This is a genomic window from Streptomyces sp. NPDC028419 (genome assembly GCF_055565515.1).
The window spans coordinates 148,504-172,531 of sequence record NZ_JBVHUE010000008.1 but is presented as its reverse complement, the minus strand read 5'-3'; the positions used below and the strand labels follow the sequence as shown (position 1 = coordinate 172,531).

Here is a 24,028-nt window from a genome sequence, read left to right as displayed (position 1 = left end):
ACATGCACGTTCTCGTGGTGCACAACCGTTACGCGTCGGCGCAGCCGAGCGGGGAGAACAAGGTCGTCGACCAGGAGGTCGCGCTGCTGCGCGGCGCCGGTCACCGGGTCGAGGTCTTCGAGCGGCGCAGTGACGACATCGGCGGCCGGTCCCTGGTGTCCAAGGCCGCGATCCCGTTGCTGGTCCCGTGGAACCCGGCGGTCCGCACGGAGCTCGCCGCCAAGCTGCGCGCCGATCGGCCGGACGTGGTGCACGTCCACAACGTCTTCCCGCTGCTGTCCCCCGCGGTGCTGGCCGCCTGCGCCGACGCGGGCGTGCCCGCCGTCGCCACCCTGCACAACTACACGCAGGTCTGCCCGCCGGGCACGCTCCAGCGGGACGGGCGGCCGTGCACCGACTGCGTCGGCAGGGCTGCGCTGCCCGCCGTCCGGCACGGCTGCTACCGCGGCTCCCGGCTGGCGACGGTACCGCTCGCGGTCAGCCTGTCGGTCAACCGGCGCCGGTGGTGGTCGGGCGTGGAGCGGTTCTTCTGCATCTCCGCGGCGCAGCGGGAGGTCCTGGTGCGGGCCGGCATGCCGGCCGAGCGGCTGGGGGTGAAGCACAACTTCGTGCCCGAACCGGCCGTGCGCCGCTCGGGCGCCGGGGAGCACCTGCTCTACCTGGGCCGCCTCGCGGAGGTCAAGGGCGTGCGGCTGCTGATGGCCGCGTGGGACGAGCTGGCCGCGGCCGGCGGGGTGGGCGTGCCGCTGGTGATCGCCGGTACGGGGCCGCTGGAGGGGGAGGTGGCCGCCTGGGCGGCGGGCCGGGAGGACGTGCGCTACGTCGGCCTCTACGACCCGGCCCAGTGCGTGGAGGCCATCGCGCGCTCGGTCGCGGTGGTGGCTCCCTCGACCTGGCTGGAGGCGTTCGGCCTGGTGGTCGTGGAGGCGATGGCGGCCGGGGTCCCGGCCGTCGCCGCCGGTCACGGCGCCTTCGTCGAGCTGGTCGAGGACGGGGTGAGCGGGCTGCTGCACCGACCGGGCGAGGTCTCCTCGCTGGCGGCCGGCATGCGCCGGATCGCGACCGATCCGGCCGGCAACCGGGAGATGGGGCGGGCGGCCCGGCGCCGGTACGAGCAGGGGTTCAGCCCGACCGTCGGGCTGGAGCGCCTGTTGGAGGGGTACCGCACCGCGATCGCGGTGCGGTCCGGCGGCGGGGACGGTGCGCCGCCGGTAGGAAACGCACACGTTGGCTCGCGACGGGGCACCCGCGCGGGCAGGGATGGGGGCAATTGATGACACGATGCCGACTCTGCGGCTCGGAGGCGCTGGTGAGCGTCGTCGACCTGGGGGCGACCCCGCCGTGCGAGAGCTTCCTCGCCGCGGAAGAACTGGACGGGCCGGAGCCCGCGTACCCGCTGCACCTGCGGGTGTGCACCGATTGCTGGCTCGCGCAAATCCCTCCGCTGATCACTCCGGAGGAGACCTTCACGCAGTACGCCTACTTCTCGTCCTACTCGACGTCCTGGGTGGAGCACGCGCGCGCCTTCGTCGCCGACGCCGCCGAGCGGGTGGGCCTGGGACCCGACTCCTTCGTGGTCGAGGTCGCGAGCAACGACGGCTACCTGCTCCAGCACGTGGTGGACCGGGGGATCCGCTGCCTGGGCGTCGAGCCGTCGGTGAACGTGGGCGCCGCGGCGCGCGAGGCGGGCGTGCCCACGCTGACGGCCTTCCTGGACCCGGACACCGGGGCGGCCGTACGCGCCGAGCACGGGCCGGCCGACCTGGTCGCGGCGAACAACGTGTACGCGCACATCCCCGACGTGGTCGGTTTCACCCGGGGGTTGCGCGCCCTGGTCGCGGACGACGGCTGGGTCTCCATCGAGGTGCAGCACCTGCTGACCTTGATCGAGGAGAACCAGTACGACACGATCTACCACGAGCACTTCCAGTACTACACGGTCGCCTCCGCCATCCGGGCGCTGGCGAGCGGTGGACTGGCCCTCGTGGACGTCGAGTTGCTGCCCACGCACGGCGGCTCCATCCGGCTGTGGGCGCGACCGGCCGAGGTGGCCGGCGAGCCGACGCGGCGGGTGGCGGACGTGCTGGCCCGGGAGAAGGCCGCCGGACTGCAGGAGCTGTCCGGGTACACCGAGTTCTCCGCCCGGGTGGCGAAGGTGCGTCGGGACCTGCTGCGGTTCCTCATCGACGCGGCCGAGAACGGCGAGACGGTCGTCGGCTACGGCGCTCCGGGCAAGGGCAACACCCTGCTCAACCACTGCGGGATCCGGCCCGACCTGCTCGCCTACACGGTCGACCGCAACCCGTACAAGCACGGCCGGTTCACCCCGGGCACCCGCATCCCGATCCTGGCTCCCGAGCAGATCGCGGTGGACAAGCCCGACTACGTGCTCATCCTCCCGTGGAACCTGCGGGACGAGCTGATCGAGCAGCTGTCCTTCGTACACGACTGGGGCGGTCGCCTGGTCTTCCCCATTCCGGAACTGAGCATTGTCGAGGTCAAGGCATGAAGGTCGTACTGTTCTGCGGCGGTTACGGGATGCGCATGCGCAGCGGATCCTCCGACGACGTGCCCAAGCCCATGGCCATGGTCGGCCCGCGGCCGCTGATCTGGCACGTCATGCGCTACTACGCGCACTACGGGCACACGGAGTTCATCCTGTGCCTCGGTTACGGCGCCGACCACATCAAGAAGTTCTTCCTCAACTACGAAGAGACCACCTCGAACGACTTCGTGCTGCGGGGCGGGCGGGCCGAGCTGCTGTCCACCGACATATCCTCCTGGACGATCACCTTCGTGCAGACCGGCATCGAGTCGCCGATCGGTGAGCGGCTGCGCCGGGTGCGCCAGCACCTGGACGGCGACGAGATGTTCCTCGCCAATTACGCCGACGTGCTCACCGACGCCCCGCTGCCGGAGATGATCGAGCAGTTCTCCCGGCGCGACGCCGGGGCGTCGATGATGGTGGTGCCGCCGCAGTCCTCCTTCCACTGCGTGGAGCTGGGCGAGGGCGGCCTGGTGGAGGGCATCACCGCGGTGAGCGAGCTGCCGCTGTGGGAGAACGGGGGCTACTTCGTGCTCCGCCAGGAGATCTTCGACCACATACCCGAGAACGGTGACCTGGTCGCCGACGGGTGCACCGAACTGGCCAAGCAGGGACGGCTGGTGGCTCACCAGCACCGCGGTTTCTGGAAGCCGACCGACACCGTGAAGGAGCGCGCCCTGCTCGACGCCGCCTACGCCCAGGGCGACCGCCCCTGGGCCGTGTGGGAGCGCGAGGCGGGTGCGGGCACCACCGGTGGCGTCCCCGGCGCCAGGGCGGGGACCGCGTGATCCGCCTCGGGGCGCGGCCCCTGGACCGGATCGTCGCGGTGGGGGCGCACTGCGACGACATCGCCATCGGCGCCGGAGGCACCCTGCTGGCGCTCTGCGAGGCGCGGCCGGGCATCCGGGTCGACGCGCTGGTGCTGTCCGGCGGTGGCGGCGAGCGGGAGCGGGAGGAGCGGGCGGCGCTCGCCGCCTTCTGCCCCGGCGCCGAACTCGACCTGACCGTGCTGAAGTTACCGGACGGCCTGCTGCCCGCGCGCTGGGAGGAGGCCAAGGCCGCGGTCGAGGAGCTGCGCGGGCGGAGCGACCCGGACCTGATCCTGGCGCCGCGCACCGACGACGCGCACCAGGACCACCGGGGCCTGGCGCAGCTGATGACCACCGCCTTCCGCGACCACCTCGTGCTCGGCTACGAGATCGTCAAGTGGGACGGCGACCTCGGGCGTCCGGTGGCCTACCAGCCGCTGTCGCCGGAGGTCGCCGAACGGAAGGTGCGGCTGCTGCAGGAGCATTACCCCTCGCAGCGCCACCGGCCCTGGTACGACCGGGAGGCCTTCCTCGGTCTCGCCCGCATCCGCGGCATCGAATGCCACGCGCGGTACGCCGAGGCGTTCGCCGTCACCAAACTCACGCTCCATCTGGGGGGATGAACCATGCGCGTACTACTGACCGGACACCAGGGCTACTTGGGCACCGTGATGGCCCCGGTCCTCGCGGCCGCCGGGCACGAGGTCGTCGGTCTCGACGCCGGCCTGTTCGCCGATTGCGTGCTGGGTCCGCGGCCCGCGGACCCGCCGGGGCGGCGGGTGGACCTGCGCGACGTCACGGCCGAGGACGTGGCCGGGGTCGACGCGGTGATCCACCTGGCCGCGCTGTCCAACGACCCGCTGGGAGCGCTGGCCCCGGACCTCACCTACGACATCAACCACCACGCGTCCGTGCGCCTGGCGCAGCTGGCCCGCGACGCCGGTGTGCGGCGCTTCCTGTACGCGTCGACCTGCTCCGTCTACGGCGCCGCCGGCGGCGGGGGCCTGGTGGCCGAGGACGCGCCGCTGCGCCCCGTGACGCCGTACGCGGAGTCCAAGGTGCGGGTGGAGGACGACCTGCACGCGCTCGCCGACGGCGACTTCACGCCGGTGTACATGCGCAACGCCACCGCCTTCGGCTTCTCGCCCCGGCTGCGCGCCGACATCGTGCTGAACAACCTGGTGGGGCACGCGCTGCTGTCCGGCGAGGTCCTGGTGCTCTCCGACGGCACCCCCTGGCGCCCGCTGGTGCACGCCGTCGACATCGCGCGGGCCTTCACGGCGGCGCTGGTCGCGCCGCGGGAGGCGGTCCACGACCGGGCCTTCAACATCGGCAGCGAGGTCAACAACGTGACCGTCGCCCAGATCGCCGAGCAGGTCGCCGAGGCGGTGCCGGGCTCCAAGGTGCGGATCACCGGGGAGAACGGCGCCGACCCGCGCTCGTACCGGGTGGACTTCGCCCGGTTCCGGGCCGCGATCCCCGGCTTCGACTGCGAGTGGACGGTCAAGCAGGGCGCGCTCGAACTCGCCGAGGCCTACCGTACGCACGGGCTGACCCAGGAGGCCTTCGACCAGCGCTTCACCCGGCTGGCCGTGCTGCGCTCGGCGTCCGACTCCGGCGCGGTCGACGAGACCCTGCGGTGGCGCCGATGACCGTGGTCGGCGAGGAAATGCACGCACTGGTGGAGCGGCTGTACCCGCTCTGCCGGAGCATCACGGGCGACGGCGTGCGCGCCACCTTGGACATCATCGGCGAGTACGTGCCGCTCCAGGTGCACGAGGTGGCGACCGGGACCCAGGTGCTCGACTGGACCGTGCCCCAGGAGTGGAACATCCGGGACGCCTACGTCGCCGACGCCGCGGGCCACCGGGTCGTCGACTTCGCGGCGTCCAGCCTGCACGTGCTGGGCTACAGCACGCCGGTGTCGGCGACCATGCCGCTGGCCGAGCTGCGCCCGCACCTGCACACCCTGCCGGACCGGCCGAGCTGGGTGCCGTACCGCACCAGTTACTACACGCCGCAGTGGGGCTTCTGCCTGGCCCAGGAGACCCTGGACGCGCTGCCGGACGGCGACTACGAGGTCCGCATCGACTCCACGCTCGCCGACGGCCACCTCACCTACGCCGAGCACGTGGTCCCCGGGCAGGTCTCGGAGGAGGTGATCGTCTCCTGCCACGTCTGCCACCCGTCGTTGGCCAACGACAACCTGGCGGGCGTCGCGGTGGCGACCTACCTGGCGCGGGCGCTGGCCGAGCGGACGCCGTACTACACCTACCGGTTCATCTTCGCTCCCGGCACCATCGGGGCGATCACGTGGCTCGCCCGCAACGCGGAGCGGGTGGAGAAGGTCAAGCACGGGTTGGTGCTGGCCTGCGCCGGGGACTCGGGCCAGCTCACCTACAAGCAGAGCAGGCGCGGCGACGCGGAGATCGACCGGGTGCTCCAGCACGTGCTGCGCACCTCCGAACGCCCGCACCGGATAACCGAGTTCACCCCGTACGGCTACGACGAGCGGCAGTACTGCTCGCCGGGCTTCGACCTCGGGGTGGGTTCGCTCAGCCGGACCCCCTACGCCGGCTACCCCGAGTACCACACCTCGGCGGACAATCCGGACTTCGTCTCCCCCGAGGCGATGACGGACACGCTCGCCGTCTGCCGCGAGGCGTTCGACGTGCTCGACCGCAACCGGAGCTACCTCAACCTCAGTCCGTACGGCGAACCGCAGTTGGGCCGGCGCGGGTTGTACGACTCGCTCGGCGGGCGCAGCGACGCGAAGCAGGCCCAGATGGCCATGCTCTGGGTGCTCAGCCTCTCCGACGGCGAGCACAGCCTGTTGGACGTCGCCGAGCGCGCGGGGCTGGCGTTCGACACCGTCGCCGTGGCGGCCGACGCCCTGCGCGGTGCCGGTCTGATCAAGGCCTGAGTCCATGACCACAGAAGGGGAGAAGACGACGACGCGGGACCCGGCGGCGCCGGCCCCGCGCACCGCGAAGCGGGCCATGGTGGGCCGGCTGTCCTGGGGGCTGGCCGACCAGGCGGCCTCCAGCATCAGCAACTTCGCCGTGGGCATCTACGTGGCCCGCTCGCTGGGGCCCACCGCCTTCGGCGTGTTCAGCCTGGCCTGGGTGACCTACGGCGTGGTGCTGAACGTCTCCCGCGGGCTGGCCACCGACCCGCTCGTGGTCCGCTTCAGCGGCGTGCCGGAGGCCGCCTGGCGCTCGGCGGTGGCCCGGTCCTCGGGCACCGCGCTCGGCGTCGGGACGGCCCTCGGCGCGGCGTGCCTGGCGATCGGGCTGGGCCTCGGCGGCAGCGTGGGTCCGGCTCTGGCCTGCCTCGGCGTCGTGCTGCCGGGATTGTTGATCCAGGACGCCTGGCGGTACTCGTTCTTCGCCGCGGGGATCGGGAAGAAGGCGTTCACCAACGACCTCGTGTGGGGCGTCGCGCTCGTCCCGGCCCTGTTGGTCGCGGCCCGCGTGGGCAGCGTGGCGGCCTTCGTGCTCGCCTGGGGCGGGTCCGCCGCGGTGGCCGCGGTGTACGGCTGCTTCCAGTCGGGCATCCGGCCCCGCATGGGCGGCGCCCGCGGGTGGCTCCGCGAGCAGCGCGACCTCGGCTACCGCTACCTGGCCGAGAACGTCGGCCTCAGCGGCGCCTACCAGATCCGGGCGTACGGGCTCGGCGCGATCGTCGGGGTCACCTCGGTGGGCGCCGTCCGGGGCGCCGAGCTGCTGCTCGGCCCGTTCCTCGCGGTGCTGATGGGGCTGTCGCTGGTCACCGTCGCGGAGGCGGCCCGGGTGCTGCGGCAGGCCGCGCACCGCCTGGGCCGGTTCTGTCTCCTGCTCGGCGGGGGGCAGGCCGGCGCCGCCCTGCTGTGGGGCGCCTGCCTGCTGCTGGTCCCGGACCGGCTCGGCGAGCTCGTGCTCGGCGAGGTCTGGCCCGCCGCCTCGCAGCTCGTCGTCCCGGCCACGCTCGGCGTCGCGGGTGCCAGCATCGGCACCGGAGCGGCCGCCGGGTTGCGCGCGCTCGGCGCGGCCCGGCGCAGCCTGCGCTGCCAGATGTTCGCCTCCGCCTGCTATGCCGGCGGAGGCGTCGGCGGGGCGGTCGTAGCGGGCACGGTCGGCTCGTCCTGGGGCGTCGCCGCCGCGACGCTCAGCAGCTCGGCCGTGTGGTGGCTACAACTGCGCTCCGCCCTGCGCGAGCACCACCAAGATTCCATCCGTGAAGTGAGGACACCATGACCGCCCATCCGCGGTTGAGCATCGGCCTGCCCGTGTACAACGGCGAGGAGTACCTGGCCGAGTCGCTCGACGCCCTGCTCGGCCAGACGTACGAGGACTTCGAGCTCGTCATCTCCGACAACGCCTCGACCGACGGGACCCGGGACATCTGCCACCGGTACGCCGCGCGGGACTCGCGCATCCGCTACCTCCGGCTGCCCCGGAACATCGGCGCCTCGCCGAACCACAACCACGTGTTCGACGAGTGCCGCGGCGAGCTCTTCAAGTGGGCCTCGCACGACGACCTGTACGCCCGGGACCTGCTCCAGCGCTGCGTGGAGGCGCTGGACGAGCGGCCCGACGTGATCTGCGCCCACACCGACCAGGCGGTCATCGACGGTGACGGCCAGGTGACCGTCCCCTACGAGTACACCCTGGACACCGCTTCGCCGTCCGCGCCGGTGCGCTTTCGCAGCCTGCTGTTCGAGCCGGGCGGCGACGACTTCTACGGGGTGCTGCGGGCCGACGTCCTGCGCCGGGTGAAGCCGCTCGACAGCTACCACCACGCGGACCGCACCTTCGTCGCCGAGATCGCCCTGCACGGACGCTTCCACCAGGTGCCGGAGCTGTTGTACTTCCGCCGCGACCACCCCAACCGGGCCGAGCGGGCGAACCCGAGCAAGCGCTCCCGCTGTGCCAACCTGGATCCGCTGCGGGCCGGGCCGCTGCACCCGACGGCCCGGCTGCTCGCCGAGTACGTGTGGGGCTTCGTCTCGGCGGTCCGGCGGGCGCCGCTCTCCGCCTCGGACCGGCGCGCCTGCTATCGCCACCTGGCCGCCTGGATGACCAGCCGGGCCCGGCCGGGCGCCGGCGAGCGGGTGGAGGACCGCGCCCCGGTGGACCCGGCGCTGCTCACGGTCTCCGTCGACGCGCTCGTCGCCGGCCGCGAGGGGAGGCCGGCATGAGCGCGCCGAAGGCGACTCCCGTGCGCGTGGGCGTGTTCGGCCTGCTCGGCTCCGGCAACCTCGGCAACGACGCCTCCCTCGAAGCCGTGCTCGGGTACCTGCGCGAGGACCATCCGGACGCGGTGGTGGACGCGCTGTGCGGCGGGGCCGAGGTCGTGGCGACCCGGTACGGGATCCCCGCGACGCGGCTGCACTGGTACCGCGGGGAGTACCGGACCGCCTCGCGGGCCGGTTCCGTGGTGGCGAAGGGGGCCGGCAAGCTGATCGACGTCGTCCGCACCGCCGCCTGGGTGCGCCGGCACGACGTGGTGATCGTGCCGGGCATGGGCGTGCTGGAGGCCACGCTGCCGCTGCGGCCGTGGGGGTTCCCGTACTCCCTGTTCCTGCTGTGCGCGTCCGGCCGACTGCTGGGCACCCGGGTCGCGCTGGTCAGCGTCGGCGCGGCCGCGATCGGCAACCGGCCGACCCGGACGCTGGTGCGCTGGTCGGCGCGGCTGGCGGCGTACCGGTCGTACCGCGACGCGCCCTCCCGCGACGCGATGCGGGCGATGGGGGTGGACACCTCGCGCGACGAGGTCTACCCGGATCTCGCCTTCTCCCTGCCGAAGCCGGTGACCGACGTGCCCTCGGGTCCGCCGGCCGGTCCGGTCTGCGTCGGGGTCATGGCCTTCCACGGCGGCGACGACGATCGCGCCCGGGCCGAGGAGATCCACCGGCGCTACCTCGACGGCACGATCCGGTTCGTCCGCACGCTGGTCGAGGAGGGCAGGCCGGTCCGGCTGCTGACCGGGGACCGGGTCGACGCGGAGGTGGTCGCCGCGATCCTCGACGCGGTGGACTCGCCGCTGGTGACCGCTGCCGAGACGTCCTCGATCGACGACCTGATGAAGGAGATGGCAGCGGTCGACACGGCGGTGGCCATCCGTTACCACAACCTCATCAGCGCCCTGAAGGTCGGCACGCCGACCCTCGCGCTGAGCTATGCGGCCAAGAGCGACGCGCTGATGGACCGGATGGGGCTGGGCGCCTACTGCCACCCGGCCCGCGAGGTCGACGCGGACCGACTGCTCGCGCAGTTCCGGGAGTTGGAGGAACGCGCGGCGGATCTGAGGAAGACCCTCGCCGAACGGAACCTGGCCGCGGCGCGCGAAGTCAAGCACCAGTTCGCGGCCTTGACCGCGGCCCTCTTCCCGTACACCGTTCACTCCAACACCCAGTCCCAGGAACACGATCACGCCCTGCGGGAGGCTCCGTGAATGCGCCCCACACGAAAGCGGCCGGTGCGACAGCGACCGGTGCGACGACGACCTCGGTGAAGACGACGACCTCGGTGAAGGCGACCTCGATGAAGGCGACCTCAATGAAGGCGACCGAAGTCCCGGCGATAGCCGGCGCCTACCTCTTCGAGTCGACTCCGTACGCCGACGAACGCGGCTTCTTCTGCCGCACCTTCGACGCCGACGTGGTGCGCTCGGTGGGCCTCGACCCGCACTCCTTCGTCCAGGACAGCGTGTCCCGCTCGAACCGGGGCGTAGTGCGCGGCCTGCACCTGCGCTCCGGCGCCGGCGAGGCGAAGCTGGTGCGGTGCTCGTACGGCATGGTCTTCGACGTCGTCGTGGACCTGCGTCCGGACTCGCCGACCTACCGCAACGTGGCCACCTTCGAGCTGTCCGGCGAGACGCAGGTGACCCTGTACGTGCCGGCCGGGTGCGCGCACGGCTTCCAGACGCTGACCGGGACCGCCGACGTCTCGTACCGGATCGACCGCCCGCACGACCCGACCGAGGACGTGACGATCGCCTTCGACGACCCGGAGCTCGCCGTGCCCTGGCCGCTGCCGGTCACGCTGATGTCCAAGCGGGACCGGGAGGCGCCGGGCCTCGCCGAGGCCCTGCCGCAAGGGAAGGGGTGACCTCGGCATGAACGACGCGGACTTCTCCCTGCCCAGGTCGCGGGAGGCCAACGAGCGGCTGCACGCCGTGGTCCCCGGCGGCGCGCACACCTACGCCAAGGGCGACGACCAGTACCCCGAGAACCTGGCGCCGGTCATCAGCCACGGTCGCGGCGCCCACGTGTGGGACGTCGACGGCAACCGATACGTCGAGTACGGATCCGGCCTGCGGTCGGTCAGCCTCGGCCACGCCCACCCGCGCGTGGTGGAGGCGGTGCGGCGCGAACTCGACCGCGGCAGCAACTTCGCCCGGCCCTCCATCATCGAACTGGAGGCCGCGGAACGCTTCTTGGAGACGGTGCCGACCGCCGAGATGGTGAAGTTCGGCAAGAACGGCTCCGACGTCACCACGGCCGCGGTGCGGCTCGCCCGCGCCGTCACCGGACGCCCACGGGTGGCCATCTGCGGGGACCAGCCGTTCCTCTCCGTCGACGACTGGTTCATCGGCACGACGCCGATGTCCGCGGGCATCCCGACGGCGATCCGCGAGCTCACCGTGGCGTTCCCCTACGGCGACCTGGCCGCCACGGAGGAACTCCTCACCCGCTACCAGGACGAGGTCGCCTGCCTGGTCCTCGAACCCGCCGGGCACACCGAGCCGCCGCCCGGCTACCTGGCGGGGCTGCGGGAGCTGGCCGACCGGCACGGCTGCGTGCTGGTCTTCGACGAGATGATCACCGGTTTCCGCTGGTCCGAGGCGGGTGCCCAGAGCCTGTACGGCGTGGTCCCCGACCTCTCGACCTTCGGCAAGGCGCTGGGCAACGGCTTCGCCGTCTCCGCGCTGGCCGGGCGCCGCGAGCTGATGGAGCGGGGCGGCCTGCGCCACACGGGCGACCGGGTGTTCCTGCTGTCCACCACGCACGGCGCGGAGACGCACTCGCTGGCCGCCGCGATGGCCGTACAGGCCACCTACGTCGAGGAGGGCATCACGGCGCGGCTGCACGCCCTCGGCGAGCGGTTGGCCGCCGGTGTCCGCGAGGCCGCGGCGGGCATGGGGGTCGCGGACCACGTCCTCGTCCACGGCCGGGCCAGCAACCTGGTCTTCGCCACGCTCGACCAGGACCTGCGGCCCTCGCAGCCGTACCGCACCCTGTTCCTGCGCCGGTTGCTCGCGGGCGGGGTGCTGGCCCCGTCGTTCGTGGTGAGCAGCGCGCTCGACGAGGCCGACATCGACCACACCGTCGACGTCGTGGCCCAGGCGTGCGCGGTGTACCGCAAGGCTCTGGACGCCGGTGATCCCACCCCTTGGCTGGGCGGGCGTCCGGTGAAACCCGTGTTCCGCCGCTTGTCGTGAAGTGCCGTGCCGTGAAGCGCTTTGATATGAGGCGCTCCTGAGGAACCGTCATACCGCGTCACGTCAGTGGCGCTCCCGTCCACCGACGTGGACCAACCGGTCGGCCGTGCGGTCGACCAGCCACGCGACGGCCGGGATCGCCGCGAGGGCGGTGCACCATCCGCCGAGTGCGTCGGTCGGGTAGTGCGCGCCCAGGGCCACCTGTGCCCATCCCATGGCCGCGCCGCCCACCAGCGCCGCGGTGAGCACGAGCAGTGTGCCGGCCGCCTTGCCGAGTCCGAGGCGGCCGGTCACGAGCAGTGCCACCACGAGGAGAAGAGCGGTGAGGAAGGCGGTGTGTCCGCTCGGGTAGGACAGGTAGCCGCCGTTGATGGTGCGCCCCACCACGTACTTGAGCAGGGTCGTGGTCCCCACGGTCAGGGCGACACCGGCGACGAGCAGGACGGCCGCGCGGCGGCGCCGTAGCAGCAGGCACCCCGTCACCACGGCGGCGACCAGCACCACCGATCCCGCGGGCTCCCCCAAGAAGTCCAGGGCCAGGGCGACATGGCGCCACGGCGACGGCCCCGGGCCGTCCAGCACTCCCCCGATCCGGGAGTCCACCGTGGCGGGCCGGCTGTCGTCGGCGTACCGGAATCCCAGCACCACGACGACCAGTGCGGCGAGAGCGGCGATCGACCCGAGCCACAGGCTCAGCGCCGGGGGGAGCACGGCACGCGTGGGCCGGTCGTTCACACGCCCGTCCAACGCGGTCCTCCCGTCACGTCCGATGTCCTTCGCCGACCGGTCAGAACAGGGACACGGGGGCCAGCTTCCGGCCGCCAGCCTAACCAACAACCAGGCGCCGGTAAACCAAGCTCCAGTCAGGCTCGGCAAAGCCAAGTCAAGTACTTGCAAACGGAGTTGGTGATCCAATGGAAGGTTTCATTCCTCGCCCTCTCCGTCCCCGTCGGACCACGGCGGGGTGGGAGTGCCGTCGGCGTCCAGGCCGTAGGGCCACCGCGAGCGGAGGTCGTGGAGCAACGCGTAGCTGCCAGTGTCGGCGACGCCGCGACAGAGGGCCTCGATCATCGCCGCCGGGGCCGCGCTGCGCTCGTAGCGGCGCAGCAGCTGGTCCAGGGCGAAAAAGTCGTCCGTGTCCGCCGCCTTGCGGTAGAGGTCATCCACGTCCGCGTGCCGCCCGTCCCGTTCCCGCGACACGGCAAGGTCCAACAAGGCATCGCCGTCCCCGAGCGCCGCGGCCTCGCGGTAGAGGGGTTCGGTGTCGCCGCGGACGCCGCCGCGGTCCCGCCAGCGCGCCAGGTCGTGCAGCGGGTGGAAGGCGGCGAACCTGTTGGGCGCGGCACGTCGGGCGAGGTCTTCGGCAGCCGGTTCGTCGCCGCTCTCGTCCAGCCACCGGACCAGGTCCCGCACGGCGTACGGGTGCCCGGCCTCTGCGGCGGCCCGGAAGAGGGGCTCCGCGCCCGCCAGGTCTCCGGCCTTGGCACGCAGCACCGCCAGGTCGCGCAGCGCCTCCGGCCGACGGGCGCCGGCCGCCTCCCGGGCGAGGGCTTCCGCCTCCTCGGGGCGGCCCGAGCGCTCCCGCAGGACCACCAGGGCTCGCAGCGCGCGCGGGTGCCCGCCGTCCAACGCCTCCTGGAACAGGGACGCGGTGGCGGCGAGGTCGCCGGTGGCCGCTCGCCGCAGCGCCAGCTCGAACAGTGCCTCCGGACGGCCACCCCCGGCCGCCCGTCGGGCCAGCTCCTCGGCTTCGCGCCAGTCGCCGGCCTCTTCCCGCAGCAGGGACAGGAGGTGGACGGCGCGGACCGAGCCGGCGTCGGCGGCGTGGCGGAGGCAGCTCTGCGCCTCCTCCGCGTCGCCCTCCGTCCCGCACCGTGCCGCCAGTTCGCAGAGCACCTCGGGGGATCCTGCGTCGGCCAGGGAGCGGGCCAGCTCCAGCGCCTCGGGGCGCTGCCCGTCCCGCTCCCGCCGCGCCACCAGCTCCTCCAGGGCGCCGGTGTGCCCGGCCCGGGCCGCCTCGCGCGCGAGCTCCTCGGCCTCCTGCGGATACCCGGCCTCCTCGCGGAGCAGTGCCAGGTCGCCCAGGGCTTCGAGCTGGCCGGCTCCCACGGCCTCGCGCAAGAGCCGCTCCGCGCGCTCCGGCTCCCCCGCCTCCAGCTGCCACAGCGCCTTTTGACGCAGGGTCTCGGGGCCTCGGGCGGCCATGTCCCGAGCGAAGGCGGCCCCGGCTTCGGATGGCCGCGCGTTCGGGCGGTCCCACACCAGGGCCACCAGTTCGTCGAGCCGCTCCTCGACCGTCGCCCCCCGCTCGGGCACCGCGGCGCGCTCGCCGGCTTCCGCCCGGTGGCGCAGGCGGTGGGCCCACCGCAGACGGTGGCGGACCTTCGCCTGCTCGGCCAGCGCACGGAGGTCGCCGGGGTGCGCGAGGTGCGCGTGGGCGGCGCTCCAGAACGATTCCGGCGGACATACGCGGCGGCGGGCATCGCGACCGTGCTGTTCGAGGTAGTCGGCCAGGCGCAACAGCCGCTCGGCGTCCGCCCCTTCGGCGGGAGCGGACCACCCGTCCGGGGGGCGTCGGGCGGGCCGGGGGTGCACCGGGCGCAGCGGGGCCTGTTTGCCGTGGACCGGCTGCGCCAACTCGGCCAGCGCCGCCCGCTCCCAATCGGCCGTGTCCTGGAGGGCGTCGTAGTCCTCTTGGCCGATGTAGTCCAGGGCGGCCTCCGTGAGGAAGCGCTCGGGCAGGTGGAACCCCACGCCCAGGCGGCGCGCGTCCACGGCCGCGTCGAGCAGCGCCCTGGCCCCGGGGCTCGCCGTGAGGTGGCGGTGCAGGAGCAGCGGGGCGCCCGCCAGGTCCTGGGCCACCCGCCCGTTCGTCCGGGTCCTGCCGAGGGCGTCGGCCAGCAGGACGTCACCCGCCGTCGCGCGGGCGCTCGCCTCGCGCAGCGCCCGCGCGTCGAAGGTGTCCGCCACCGCGACGACCCGGCGCGCCAGGAGTTCCCGCACCCGGGTGTGCGGATCCGACGGGCCCGGCACCGGCGGGGCCGTGTACCGGCGCTCGTACTCGGGCCACAGGGTCCCCAGGACGAGCACCGGCCCGCGGTCCTTGGTGGTGAGGAGCGCGTGGAGGGCGGCCGCGATGCGCTCTCCGTGGACGGGGTCGCCGAGGTAGTGCTGGGCCTCGTTCAGCCACACCACGGTGCGCGGACCGACGCGCGCGAGGTCTTCGACCGCGGCCGCCACCCGTGACGGGTCGAAGGGGTGCCACAGCCACCACCCTTGCGCCGCCAACGGCTGTACGGCCTCCCAGCACGCCCGCGTCTTGCCCGTCGAGGACGACCCGACGAGCACCATCATCTGGCTGTGGCCCGCGCCCGCCGCCTCGACGGCCTCGGCGAGCCTGCGGTCGTGGCCTCGCGGGACGTATCCCGACAGCAGCGGCACGAGGTGGTGGTCGGCCCCGGGGCCGGCGGGGTGGACCTCCAGGTGGTGCGGGTCCCAGTCGCCGATCGGTTTGCCGAGGTAACCGGGCCCGGCCATCCCCTCCGGGGCGGCGGGGGCCCCGGCCGCGCGGCGGCGCAGTTCCAGGAGTTCGGTGCCCGCGAGGCCGAGCGCCGCGGCGAGGGCCGCGACGGTCGCGGCCGAAGGCACCGGGCCCCGGGCGCTGAGGGCGTCGTGCACGGTGGTGCGCCCCAGTCGGGCCCGGGCGGCGAGTCGGGTCTTGGTCAGGCCGGCCAGCGCGAGGCCGTCGACCAGCCGCCGGCGCAGCTCCACGAGCGCCGCGCCCGGCGCCTCGCTCCCACCCGCCACGTGCCCGCTCCTCACGTACCGCGCCTTCCGTCCGAACCGGTCCGCGCGCTCGTCGGAGGTCATCCTCTCCCGTCCGCACCGCGGCGATCGCGCCTTCCTCGAACCTCGGCGCGCTCGGCTGGGACGGCCGCGTCGGGACCACCGATGGTGGCGCACCGTGTCGCATAGGATCCGTTGCGTCACGTCCTCGCCCCGCCGCGCCGCGTCGACGGCGCGCACCGGGGCCTACCTGGGGAGACCCGATGACCACGGCCTCCGACCGTCCGATCCCCCGGGTCCGGCCGGGATCACCGCCCGGAGCTCCGCTGCCCGAACTGCCGCCGCAGGAGGTGGCGGCCTGGCAGGCCCGTGGCGGCGAACTGATCGAACTCCTCACCCGGGCGGCCGAACTGGGCCCGCTGGCCGCCTTCACCCTCGGCCCGCGCCGCACGGTGCTGGTCACCGGCCCCGAGCAGGTCCAACACGTGCTCGCCCAGCACCCGGACGGGTACGTCAAGCAGTCGCACCGCGCCGGGCTGCTGCTCGGCGACGGCGTGATCGCGGCCAGCGGCGAGCGGTGGAAGCAGCAACGACGCCTGTTGCAGAGCCAGTTCACCTCGGTCGGCCTGCGCCGGTGGGAGCAGCGGATCACCGAGGCGGCCGCGCGCACCGAGCGCCGCTGGGCCGAGTACGCCCGTACCGGCGAGCCCACCGACGTCGGCGCCGACCTGCAGTTCTTCGCCCTGGACTCCATCTGGCGCACCCTCACCGGGGATCCGCTGGACGACGCGACCCATCGGGAACTCGACGCGATGCACGAGGTGGCGGTCCACCTCTCCGCGCTCACGGCGACCGCCCCGGCCGACCAGGAAGCGGTGACGGCCGCGTTGGCACGGATCGACGCCGCGTGCGCCCGTGCGATCGCCGATGCCAGGGAGCGGGCCGAGGGCGGGGACGGACTGCTCCGGGTCTTCCTGGAAGCGGCGCGGACCGGGCCGCAGTACACCGATCGGCTGATCCGCGACGAACTGGTCAACCTGCTGGTGGCCGGCCACGAGACCACCGCCAAGACGCTGTCCTGGCTCTTCCTCCGGCTCGCACGGCACCCCGACGTCCGGGAGCGGGTGCTCGACGTCTGCCGCGACGGCTCGCCGGAGCAGCGGCGCGAGGTGGTCACCGCGCTGGTCAACGAGACCATGCGGCTGCACCCCGCCGTCTGGCTGATCCCCCGCCACGCGGCGGCGGACGACACGATCGGCGGATTCCGGATCGAGGCGGGCGCTCACGTGCTCAGCTCCCCCTACCTGACCCACCGCGACCCCGAACTCTGGCCGGATCCGGAGGTGTTCGACCCCTGGCGCTTCATCGAACCGGGCCGGCGCCCCGCCCAGCTCGGCGCCTTCTACCCCTTCGGCCTCGGCGCCCGGGCCTGCCTGGGGCAGCAGTTCACCTACCGCGAGATGCTCTGCGTCCTCGAACTCCTCCTGCCCGCCTACGACCTGGACTTCCAGGAGCTGCCGCACTCCACCTTCTTCGGCGTGGTCCTGCACCCCGTGGGCCCGCTGCGTGCCACCGTCCGGCGGGCCCGAGGGGGCGGCGCCGCCTGACCGGGCTCACGTGCGGGGCGGTCGGGGGGCGAGGGGCAGCCGGACGACGAAGCGGGCGCCCCGCGGCGCGTCCTGCGCGGTCAGGGTCCCGCAGTGGTGTGCGGTCACGTCGCGCGCGATGGCGAGCCCCAGGCCCGCCCCGCCGTGATCGCGGCTGCGCGCGTCGTCGAGGCGCGTGAAGCGCTCGAAGACCCGCTCCCGGTCGCCCGGAGGGATCCCCGGGCCGTCGTCGAGGACCTCCAGCACGGCGGTCGGCCCCGGCAGCCCGTCGTCCGTCCGCAGGACCACCTCCACCTGCCGGTCGGCGAACCGCTGCGCGTTGTCGAGCAGGTTGGTGACGACCCGGGTGAGCCACAGCTCGCTGCCGGCCACCTCGACCCCTTCCGCCAGGTGCGTGCGCACGGGCACGCGGTCGCCCCGGCGTGCCGTCGTCGCCTCGCCCACCAGGGCGGTCAGGTCCAGTCGGACAGCCGGCACCGGCTGCGCCGCGTCGATGCGGGCGAGCAGCAGGAGGTCGACGGCGAGCCGCTGCAACCGCTCGATGTCTTCGAGGGCCCCGCTGATCAGCTCGGGCCACAGCTCCGGGTCCCGAACGGCCAGGGCCACCTCCAGCTGGGTGCGCAAGACCGTGATCGGGCTGCGCAGTTCGTGCGAGGCGTCGGCGATGAACTGGCGCTGGCGGGCCCCGGAGGACTCCAACCGGTCCAGCGTGGCGTTCATGGTCTGCGCCAGGCGGGCGACCTCGTCACGGGTGGGCGGCACGGGGACCCGGCGGTGCAGGTCCCGGTCGGTGATCTCGGCGACCTCGGCGCGCATCGCCTCGACCGGTCGGAGCGCCCGACCGGTCACCCGCCAGGTGACCAGGCCGACGGTGGCGAGCAGGAGGGGGCATCCGATGACGAGGGCGGCCGTGGTCGTGTCGTCGGCCGCGTCGACGTCGCGCAGGGAGGTGCCCGCGTAGACGGTGACCAGGCCCTGCGGGGTGTCCGTGGTGATCTGGACGACCCGCTGGCGGTGCTCGCCGCCGAGCGGGCGCACCTTCCAGGTGTGGAAGAGCGTCCCCGGGCGCTGCGGCCTGGCGGCGCGGATCGCCGGCGTCCTGGCCAGGTTCGGGCTGGCGAGCAGGACCTGGCCGTCCGCGCCCACCACCTGGACGAAGTCGGCGCCGTGCGCGGGCGGCCGGACCCGGTCCAGCTTCCCGTCGGCGGCGAGCTGCGCGACGGTGAGGGCCTGCTGCTCGGCGTCGTCCTCGGCATTGCGCAGCAGGTTGGCGCCGAGGAGCCCGAGCAGCGTGTACGAGGCGATCGCCAGGGCGGCCGCGACGACGGCGCAGGCGCCCACGGTGGCGCGGGCCCGGACCGTGGTGGGCCACAGCGGGCGCAGCAGACGGCGCAGGCGCGGCGAACCGAACGGGCGGGGCGGACGGGACATGCGGGGCAGGCGGGGCCGGGCCGCGGGGTCAGCCACCGTCGGCCGCCAGTCGGTAGCCCGCACCGCGTACGGTCTCCAGCGCGGCCCGGCCGAAGGGGGCGTCGATCTTGCGGCGCACCGCGCTGATGTGGACCTCGACCACGTTCGGGTCGCCCTCGAAGGCGCTGTCCCACACCTGCTCGAGGATCTCCCGCTTGGGCACCACCTCACCGGCGTGCCGGGCCAGGTACTCCAGCACCGCGAACTCCCGCGCCGTCAGCCTGATCTCCGTGCCGCCCCGCGAACACGCGTGCCGGGCCGGATCCAGGACCAGGTCGCCCAGGGTCGTGACCTGCGGGCGCCTGCGCCCCGTGCGCCGCCCCAGGGCGCGGAGCCGGGCGACCAGGACGAGGTAGGAGAACGGCTTGGAGAGGAAGTCGTCGGCCCCCGTGTCCAGGGCCTCCGCCTCGTCGTATTCGCCGTCCTTGGCCGTGAGCATCAAGATGCCCGACTCGTTGCCGGCCGCGCGCAGGCGTGCGCAGACCCGGTAGCCGTTCAGGCCGGGCAGCATGATGTCGAGCACGATCAGGTCGTAGTCGTGTTCGGTGGCCATCCACAGGCCCTGCGGCCCGTCGTGGGCCACGTCCACCACGAACCCCTCGGCCTGGAGCCCCCGCTGTAGGGCCAGGGCCAGCCGCCGTTCGTCCTCCACCAGCAGTACGCGCATGCCGCCCAGGATCGCAGTCCGCTTCGGCGCCCGGCTGAAGAGGGCTTCAGCCGCCTTCAGCCGGGCTTCAGCTTCCACGCCCCATGCTCTGCACCGAGCCGGGTGCGGTGCCCGGTTGCGCATGAGGAGCACCACTATGTCTGAAGCCTTCCCGCAGTCCGAACAGCCCGCACAGCCCGAGCGGCCCGCAGCTGCCCCCGGGGGCGGTGGCAGGGTGCGCCGGGGCGTGGGCCGCCTGGTGCCCCGGCGGCGCGGTGCCCGCCTGGCGGCCGTGGGCGCCGTCGTGGTCCTCGTGGGCGGCGGGGTGGCGGCCGTGGCCGTGGCGGAGCACCACCACGAGCACGACGGCAGGGCCCTCGCCGTCCGCGCGGGCTCGGGCCACGAGAACGGCGAGGGGCGCGGTCCCGGCGTCCGCGGCGGCCAGGACGGGCACCGTGCGGGCGTGCACGGCCAGGGCCAGCAGCGCGGCGGGGGCGGCTGGGGTCAACCGGGCGACGGGGCCCCGTACGGCCCGGGCCCCCGGACGGCGCCCGCGCCGCTGCCGGCCCTGCCGCTCTCCCAGGCCGCGGACAAGGCTGCCGCGGCGGTGAGCGGCGGCAAGGTCGAGAGCCTGCGCGTCATCGGCCAGGACGCCGGCGGCAGCGCGTGGCTGGCCGTGGTCCTCGGTCCGGACGGCGTCCGCCACCGCGTCACCCTGTCGGGCACCGACGGCACGGTCACCGGCAACACCACGGCCGGCGTCCGGTAGCCGGAGCGGGCGGTGCGGTGTGGCGGCGGCCTCGAGCCGCCGCCTCGAACCGCCGCCTCGCATCACTGTCTCGAACCCCCTGTCTCGAACCCCCTGTCTCGAACCCCTGTCACCGGATCTGCGCGCCTGCCTCTTGCCCACCAGATTGTGAGCGTTAACAATTCCCAGTGGGCGAGTTGCCACCACCCCCTTCACGGTCGTGCGGCAACGGTCCAGCTACAGCGCCACCCCCGGAACGACAGGAGATGTCCATGTCCGCGCTTCGCGCAAGGCTGTCGGCGACGCTGCTCGCCGTATGCCTCCTCCTCGCGGGTCTGACCGTGATGGCCACACCCCAGCGGGCCGCCGCCGCCGACCCGGGCTACCTGATGGTGCACTTCACCGGGGAGGGGTCGACGGGCCAGCAGATGTACCTCTCGCACAGCACGGACGGTGTGCACTGGAACGACCTCAACGGCGGCGGGACGGTCCTGCGTTCCCCGGTCGGCACCAAGGGCGTGCGCGACCCCGCACTGGTGAGATCCCCCGACGGCGGCAAGTACTGGATCGTCGCGACCGACTTGTGCATCGGCTGCGGGCAGTCGTGGGGGGACTCCATCAACAACGGGAGCCGCAACCTCGTGGTCTGGGAGTCGACGGACCTGGTCACCTGGTCGCAGCCGTGGCTGCTGAACGTCGCCGGCGCGATCCCCGACGGACGCAACGCGTGGGCACCGGAGGCGATATGGGACCCGCAGACCAACGACTACGTCCTGTACTGGGCGACGAACGTGCCCCTCAACGGCGTGACGAAGCATCGCATCTTCTACGCCCGTACCCGCGACTTCCGCACCGTCACCACCCCGCAGGTCTACATCGAGCGCCCCGGCGCCCAGGAGATCATCGACACGCAGATCATCGAGGTCCCGTCGGGCGTCGGCGACTACCGCTACGTGCGGGCCTCCGGCGACGGCCAGATCACCCTCGAGGGCAGCGACTCGATCCTCGGCACGTGGACGACGCTCGGTAACCTCTCCGGCATCGGTCTGACCGGGTCGATGGTCGAGGGCCCGATGTGGATGAAGTTCAACGGCACCAACAAATGGGGCCTCTACCTCGACCAGTACGCCACGAACGGGGGCTACATGCCGGTCGTGACGACCGACCCGTCCGATCCCGCCACCTACCAGAAGCAGGCCCCGGGCAGCTACAGCATGGGCGGCACGAAGAAGCGGCACGGATGGATCCTGAACCTGACGGCCGCCGAGGAGCGCCGCGTGCTCGCCCGCTGGCCCCACACCGCCGCCAACCGGCTCCAGTCGTTCAACTTTCCGGACCGGTACGTACGGCACGCCGACATGGACGTGCGCATCGACCCGGACATCAGCCCCGCCGACGACTCCCGGTTCCGGCTGCGGCCCGGCCTCGCGGGCACCGGCACCGTCTCCTTCGAGTCGGTGAACTTCCCCGGACACTTCCTGCGGCACTCCCAGTACGACGTCCAGCTCGCCTACGACGACGGCACCGCCCAGTTCGCCGCGGACGCCACCTTCCGCCAGGTCCCCGGACTCGCCGACGCGAGCTGGTCTTCCTTCCAGTCGTTCAACCACCCCGACCACTACATCCGCCACTACGCCTACGCGTTGCGGCTGGACCCGATCACCACCGCGACAGGACGCGCCGACGCCACCTTCCGCGTGACCGGCTGACCCGACCGGCCGGCCCGACCGGCAGCCCCGCCCGCCCTCTGCCGCTCGGTCTAGACTCCCGTCGATGCGATCGACCGCCGCGGTCGCATCGACCACGGTCAGGGAGCAGAGTGCCGTCTTTCGTCCACCGCATCACCAAGTACGACCCCGCCGACCGTGACGAGGGCGGCTGCTACACCGGCGCCGAGGAGCCGGAGAGCGACCACGGTCCGGTGGAGGCGGCCTATCTGCGGGCGGTCGCCGCCTTCGCCGAGGACACCGGCGTCGACCGGCTGACCGTACGCGGTCCGGGGATCTCCGGCTCCGTCCACTTCGGCCCGGCCCCGACCGAGGAGGGGCACGGCCTCGCCGGGCTCTTCCCGCCCGACCTCAGCGGGTTCCACGACGGCGCGGAGGTACCCCTCTCCGTCGGCCTGGAGCTGGTCCGGGTCATGCTCCGCGGCAGCGGTGCCTGGTGCGCCCTGGAGGTGGAGGGTCGCTTCGCCGTGCACGTCGACTGGGACCAGTACGTCTACGTGAGCAGCGACCGGCCCTGCGCGGGGGCGGTCGCCCGCACCCGGGCGCTCGGGCTCTTCCCGGAACGGATGGACCGTTTCCACCCCGACGAGGACGAGAGCGACGAACCGGGCGTACAGCGGCCCGCCGACGAGGACTTCTGGGACCACGTGCGCCGGCTCGTCGCCACCTGGCATGCCGTGGTGCTGGAGGAAGGGTTCGTCTACAACGCCGCCCGCTGGCACCGCCTCACCCGGGACACCCTGGATCCGGTACGCGCCCGGCTCGCCCCGCGCTCCCGGCTGACCGTGTGGCCGGACCTGTCGACGGACGTGGCGGCGGTCCTCGCGGCGCTGCCGCCCGACGCGGTGGAATTCGTGTGGGAGGACGAGGACGGGGCGATCGCCAGCACGGAGGTCGACGCGTGCGACTACCCGGCGTTGGCCTCCCGCATGGCAGGTGCCCGGGCGGCCGCGGCCCTCGTCCCGTACGGCGATGAGCGCCGGCCGCTGCTCGCCGGCGTGTTGCCCGACGCCGACGGCGTCCTGCGCGCCCGGTGGAGGACGCCGGCGACACCGAGCGACCGGAACTGGGCCTTCCTCACCACGCTCCGGCGCGGGCAGATCTGTACGGGCACCGTCGTCGCGATGCCCGACTTCGGCGTGACCTTCGTGGACATCGGGGGCTTCACGGCGATGATCAACCTCCCGGAGCTCTCCTGGCACCGCGTCGAGCACCCCCGCGACCTCCTCGACATCGGACAGCGGGTCACGGCCGAGATCCTCGACGTCGACCTGTCGAGGGAGCGCGTATCGCTGTCGTTGAAGCGACTGCTGCCGGATCCCTCCGGGTCGGCGACCCCCTCGCCCTGAGGATCATGGACGTCGGCCTCCGCGCGGCTCGGCCCGGCGGCGTTCGACCCGTGTCGAGGACCAGGGACCGGCGCTCTCCCTGGAGAGCGCGCCGCCGGCCGCGGCTGCGCGCGCGGCGACGCAGGACACGCCGGGTGCTGGGCGGCGGCCGCGGCCTCGACGTCGGCCCCTTCGGCATCCCCGTAGGCGTCCGCGTCACCCTCGACGCGGGCGCGGACCGGCGCGTACTCCAGCTGTCGGGCCCAGGTGTCCCCGATCGTGCGCCGGTCGGTGGGGGCCGCCGCGAGGCCCGCGGCCACCAGGTCGTCCCCGTTGGCGAGGACGGGCAGGACGAGCGCGGGGTCCACGGCGGTGATCACGCTGGTCAGGACCAGCCGGTCCCCGCCGCGCCCGGCGATGACCTCGGCCACGGCCTTCGGCTCGACCGGGTCCCACAGCTCGACCACCACGAGCCGGGTCGCACCGCCGTCCGCCATCCGCTCCCACCGCGGGACCAGGTCCTCGCGCAGGGTGCAGCACGCGCGGTCGTTGACCGGCGGGGGCTCGGCGCGGGAGGGGGTGCCCCGGGCCTCGCGGAGCACGCGGACCACGGCGCCGTCGGACGCCCCGCTCAGGGCGGGCGTGGTGTAAGGCCACGCTCCCCGATACCGCGCGCAGGAGCCGCTCGACGACCTCGTTGCGCGCCTAGGGCGTGTTTCGAAAGTCCCTCCCCCAGCTACCGCTGGGAGGTGCCCCCGGGCTCGCGACGCTTGGTACCGCACCTCGCGGCGTTGTCGGAACGCCCGATTACGTCCAGTAGGCGGGCGATCCTCCGCCTTGCGATGCACGGCACCAGACGCCGCGAGCCGCGCCCTTCGGGCGCCCGGCGCTACTTTCGAAACACGCCCTAGTGCTGTGACCGGGGAGAAGGGGTGGCT

At 73.5% G+C, this 24,028-nt stretch carries 19 protein-coding genes and 1 pseudogene; 15 read left to right on the top strand and 5 right to left on the bottom strand.

Features of this window, described 5'->3' with window-relative positions; all coding sequences use genetic code 11:
- The first annotated feature begins 2 nt into the window (after window positions 1–2).
- The 11 genes from ACZ4UB_RS12390 (at window position 3) to ACZ4UB_RS12340 (ending at window position 11,778) form a co-directional block, all read left to right on the top strand.
- A complete protein-coding gene (locus ACZ4UB_RS12390) occupies window positions 3–1,274 on the top strand; it encodes a glycosyltransferase (RefSeq protein ID WP_468070085.1) in 1,272 nt (423 codons plus the stop codon).
- The gene (locus ACZ4UB_RS12385; RefSeq protein ID WP_468070084.1) at window positions 1,274–2,509 is read left to right on the top strand and encodes a methyltransferase domain-containing protein; all 1,236 of its coding nucleotides are present in this window, start codon (window positions 1,274–1,276) and stop codon (window positions 2,507–2,509) included. Before ACZ4UB_RS12390 ends, ACZ4UB_RS12385 begins: the two co-directional genes overlap by 1 nt.
- Complete coding sequence (locus ACZ4UB_RS12380; protein ID WP_468070083.1) at window positions 2,506–3,333, top strand: sugar phosphate nucleotidyltransferase; 828 nt, start codon at window positions 2,506–2,508, stop codon at window positions 3,331–3,333. Before ACZ4UB_RS12385 ends, ACZ4UB_RS12380 begins: the two co-directional genes overlap by 4 nt.
- Window positions 3,330–3,977, top strand: coding sequence for a PIG-L deacetylase family protein (locus tag ACZ4UB_RS12375; RefSeq protein WP_468070082.1), 648 nt, complete (start codon window positions 3,330–3,332; stop codon window positions 3,975–3,977). Before ACZ4UB_RS12380 ends, ACZ4UB_RS12375 begins: the two co-directional genes overlap by 4 nt.
- 3 nt (window positions 3,978–3,980) lie before the next feature.
- Window positions 3,981–5,006, top strand: coding sequence for an NAD-dependent epimerase/dehydratase family protein (locus ACZ4UB_RS12370; protein WP_354381635.1), 1,026 nt, complete (start codon window positions 3,981–3,983; stop codon window positions 5,004–5,006).
- Entirely contained in the window at window positions 5,003–6,277 is a 1,275-nt protein-coding gene (locus ACZ4UB_RS12365) for a DUF4910 domain-containing protein (protein ID WP_468070081.1), read from the top strand. The genes ACZ4UB_RS12370 and ACZ4UB_RS12365 overlap by 4 nt, the downstream gene beginning before the upstream one ends.
- Window positions 6,278–6,281: 4 nt before the next feature.
- Window positions 6,282–7,589 carry a hypothetical protein gene (locus ACZ4UB_RS12360; RefSeq protein WP_468070080.1) on the top strand — a complete coding sequence of 436 codons (1,308 nt, stop codon included), beginning with the start codon at window positions 6,282–6,284 and terminating at the stop codon, window positions 7,587–7,589.
- Window positions 7,586–8,533 carry a glycosyltransferase family 2 protein gene (locus ACZ4UB_RS12355; protein WP_468070079.1) on the top strand — a complete coding sequence of 316 codons (948 nt, stop codon included), beginning with the start codon at window positions 7,586–7,588 and terminating at the stop codon, window positions 8,531–8,533. Before ACZ4UB_RS12360 ends, ACZ4UB_RS12355 begins: the two co-directional genes overlap by 4 nt.
- On the top strand, window positions 8,530–9,789 hold the full coding sequence (locus tag ACZ4UB_RS12350; protein ID WP_468070078.1) for a polysaccharide pyruvyl transferase family protein: 1,260 nt from the start codon (window positions 8,530–8,532) through the stop codon (window positions 9,787–9,789). Before ACZ4UB_RS12355 ends, ACZ4UB_RS12350 begins: the two co-directional genes overlap by 4 nt.
- Before the next feature lie 104 nt (window positions 9,790–9,893).
- Window positions 9,894–10,445 carry a dTDP-4-dehydrorhamnose 3,5-epimerase gene (rfbC, locus tag ACZ4UB_RS12345; RefSeq protein WP_468070160.1) on the top strand — a complete coding sequence of 184 codons (552 nt, stop codon included), beginning with the start codon at window positions 9,894–9,896 and terminating at the stop codon, window positions 10,443–10,445.
- A 7-nt stretch (window positions 10,446–10,452) separates the two neighbouring features.
- On the top strand, window positions 10,453–11,778 hold the full coding sequence (locus ACZ4UB_RS12340) for a glutamate-1-semialdehyde 2,1-aminomutase (RefSeq protein WP_468070077.1): 1,326 nt from the start codon (window positions 10,453–10,455) through the stop codon (window positions 11,776–11,778).
- 63 nt (window positions 11,779–11,841) lie between these two features.
- On the opposite strand, the gene ACZ4UB_RS12335 is transcribed toward ACZ4UB_RS12340, so the two are convergent.
- Together ACZ4UB_RS12335 and ACZ4UB_RS12330 are read right to left on the bottom strand one after the other, a co-directional pair.
- Window positions 11,842–12,513, bottom strand: coding sequence for a phosphatase PAP2 family protein (locus ACZ4UB_RS12335; protein WP_468070076.1), 672 nt, complete (start codon window positions 12,511–12,513; stop codon window positions 11,842–11,844).
- A gap of 189 nt (window positions 12,514–12,702) precedes the next feature.
- Window positions 12,703–15,585 carry a tetratricopeptide repeat protein gene (locus tag ACZ4UB_RS12330; protein WP_468070075.1) on the bottom strand — a complete coding sequence of 961 codons (2,883 nt, stop codon included), beginning with the start codon at window positions 15,583–15,585 and terminating at the stop codon, window positions 12,703–12,705.
- Between the two features lie 242 nt (window positions 15,586–15,827).
- On the opposite strand from ACZ4UB_RS12330, the gene ACZ4UB_RS12325 reads away from it, so the two are divergent.
- Window positions 15,828–17,171 carry a cytochrome P450 gene (locus ACZ4UB_RS12325; RefSeq protein WP_468070074.1) on the top strand — a complete coding sequence of 448 codons (1,344 nt, stop codon included), beginning with the start codon at window positions 15,828–15,830 and terminating at the stop codon, window positions 17,169–17,171.
- Window positions 17,172–17,177: 6 nt separating this feature from the next.
- Here ACZ4UB_RS12325 and ACZ4UB_RS12320 read toward each other — a convergent pair whose 3' ends face one another.
- The gene (locus tag ACZ4UB_RS12320) at window positions 17,178–18,602 is read right to left on the bottom strand and encodes a sensor histidine kinase (RefSeq protein WP_468070073.1); all 1,425 of its coding nucleotides are present in this window, start codon (window positions 18,600–18,602) and stop codon (window positions 17,178–17,180) included.
- 28 nt (window positions 18,603–18,630) lie between these two features.
- Window positions 18,631–19,308: a response regulator transcription factor gene (locus ACZ4UB_RS12315; protein ID WP_354381645.1), complete on the bottom strand. Its 678-nt coding sequence runs from the start codon at window positions 19,306–19,308 to the stop codon at window positions 18,631–18,633.
- 136 nt (window positions 19,309–19,444) lie between these two features.
- Between ACZ4UB_RS12315 and ACZ4UB_RS12310 the strand changes: the two genes are divergently transcribed.
- The 3 genes from ACZ4UB_RS12310 to ACZ4UB_RS12300 all read left to right on the top strand — a co-directional run bounded on the left by ACZ4UB_RS12310 (window position 19,445) and on the right by ACZ4UB_RS12300 (window position 23,111).
- Complete coding sequence (locus ACZ4UB_RS12310; protein WP_468070072.1) at window positions 19,445–20,056, top strand: hypothetical protein; 612 nt, start codon at window positions 19,445–19,447, stop codon at window positions 20,054–20,056.
- Between the two features lie 251 nt (window positions 20,057–20,307).
- Window positions 20,308–21,744: a glycoside hydrolase family 43 protein gene (locus tag ACZ4UB_RS12305; RefSeq protein WP_468070071.1), complete on the top strand. Its 1,437-nt coding sequence runs from the start codon at window positions 20,308–20,310 to the stop codon at window positions 21,742–21,744.
- 110 nt (window positions 21,745–21,854) lie between these two features.
- Window positions 21,855–23,111 (top strand): S1 RNA-binding domain-containing protein, encoded by a 1,257-nt coding sequence (locus ACZ4UB_RS12300; protein WP_468070070.1) that lies wholly within the window; start codon window positions 21,855–21,857, stop codon window positions 23,109–23,111.
- 215 nt (window positions 23,112–23,326) lie between these two features.
- Here the strand turns inward: ACZ4UB_RS12300 and ACZ4UB_RS12295 are convergent.
- Window positions 23,327–23,795: pseudogene (locus ACZ4UB_RS12295) on the bottom strand (cobalamin biosynthesis protein CobW); the annotation flags it as partial.
- Window positions 23,796–24,028 lie beyond the last annotated feature (233 nt).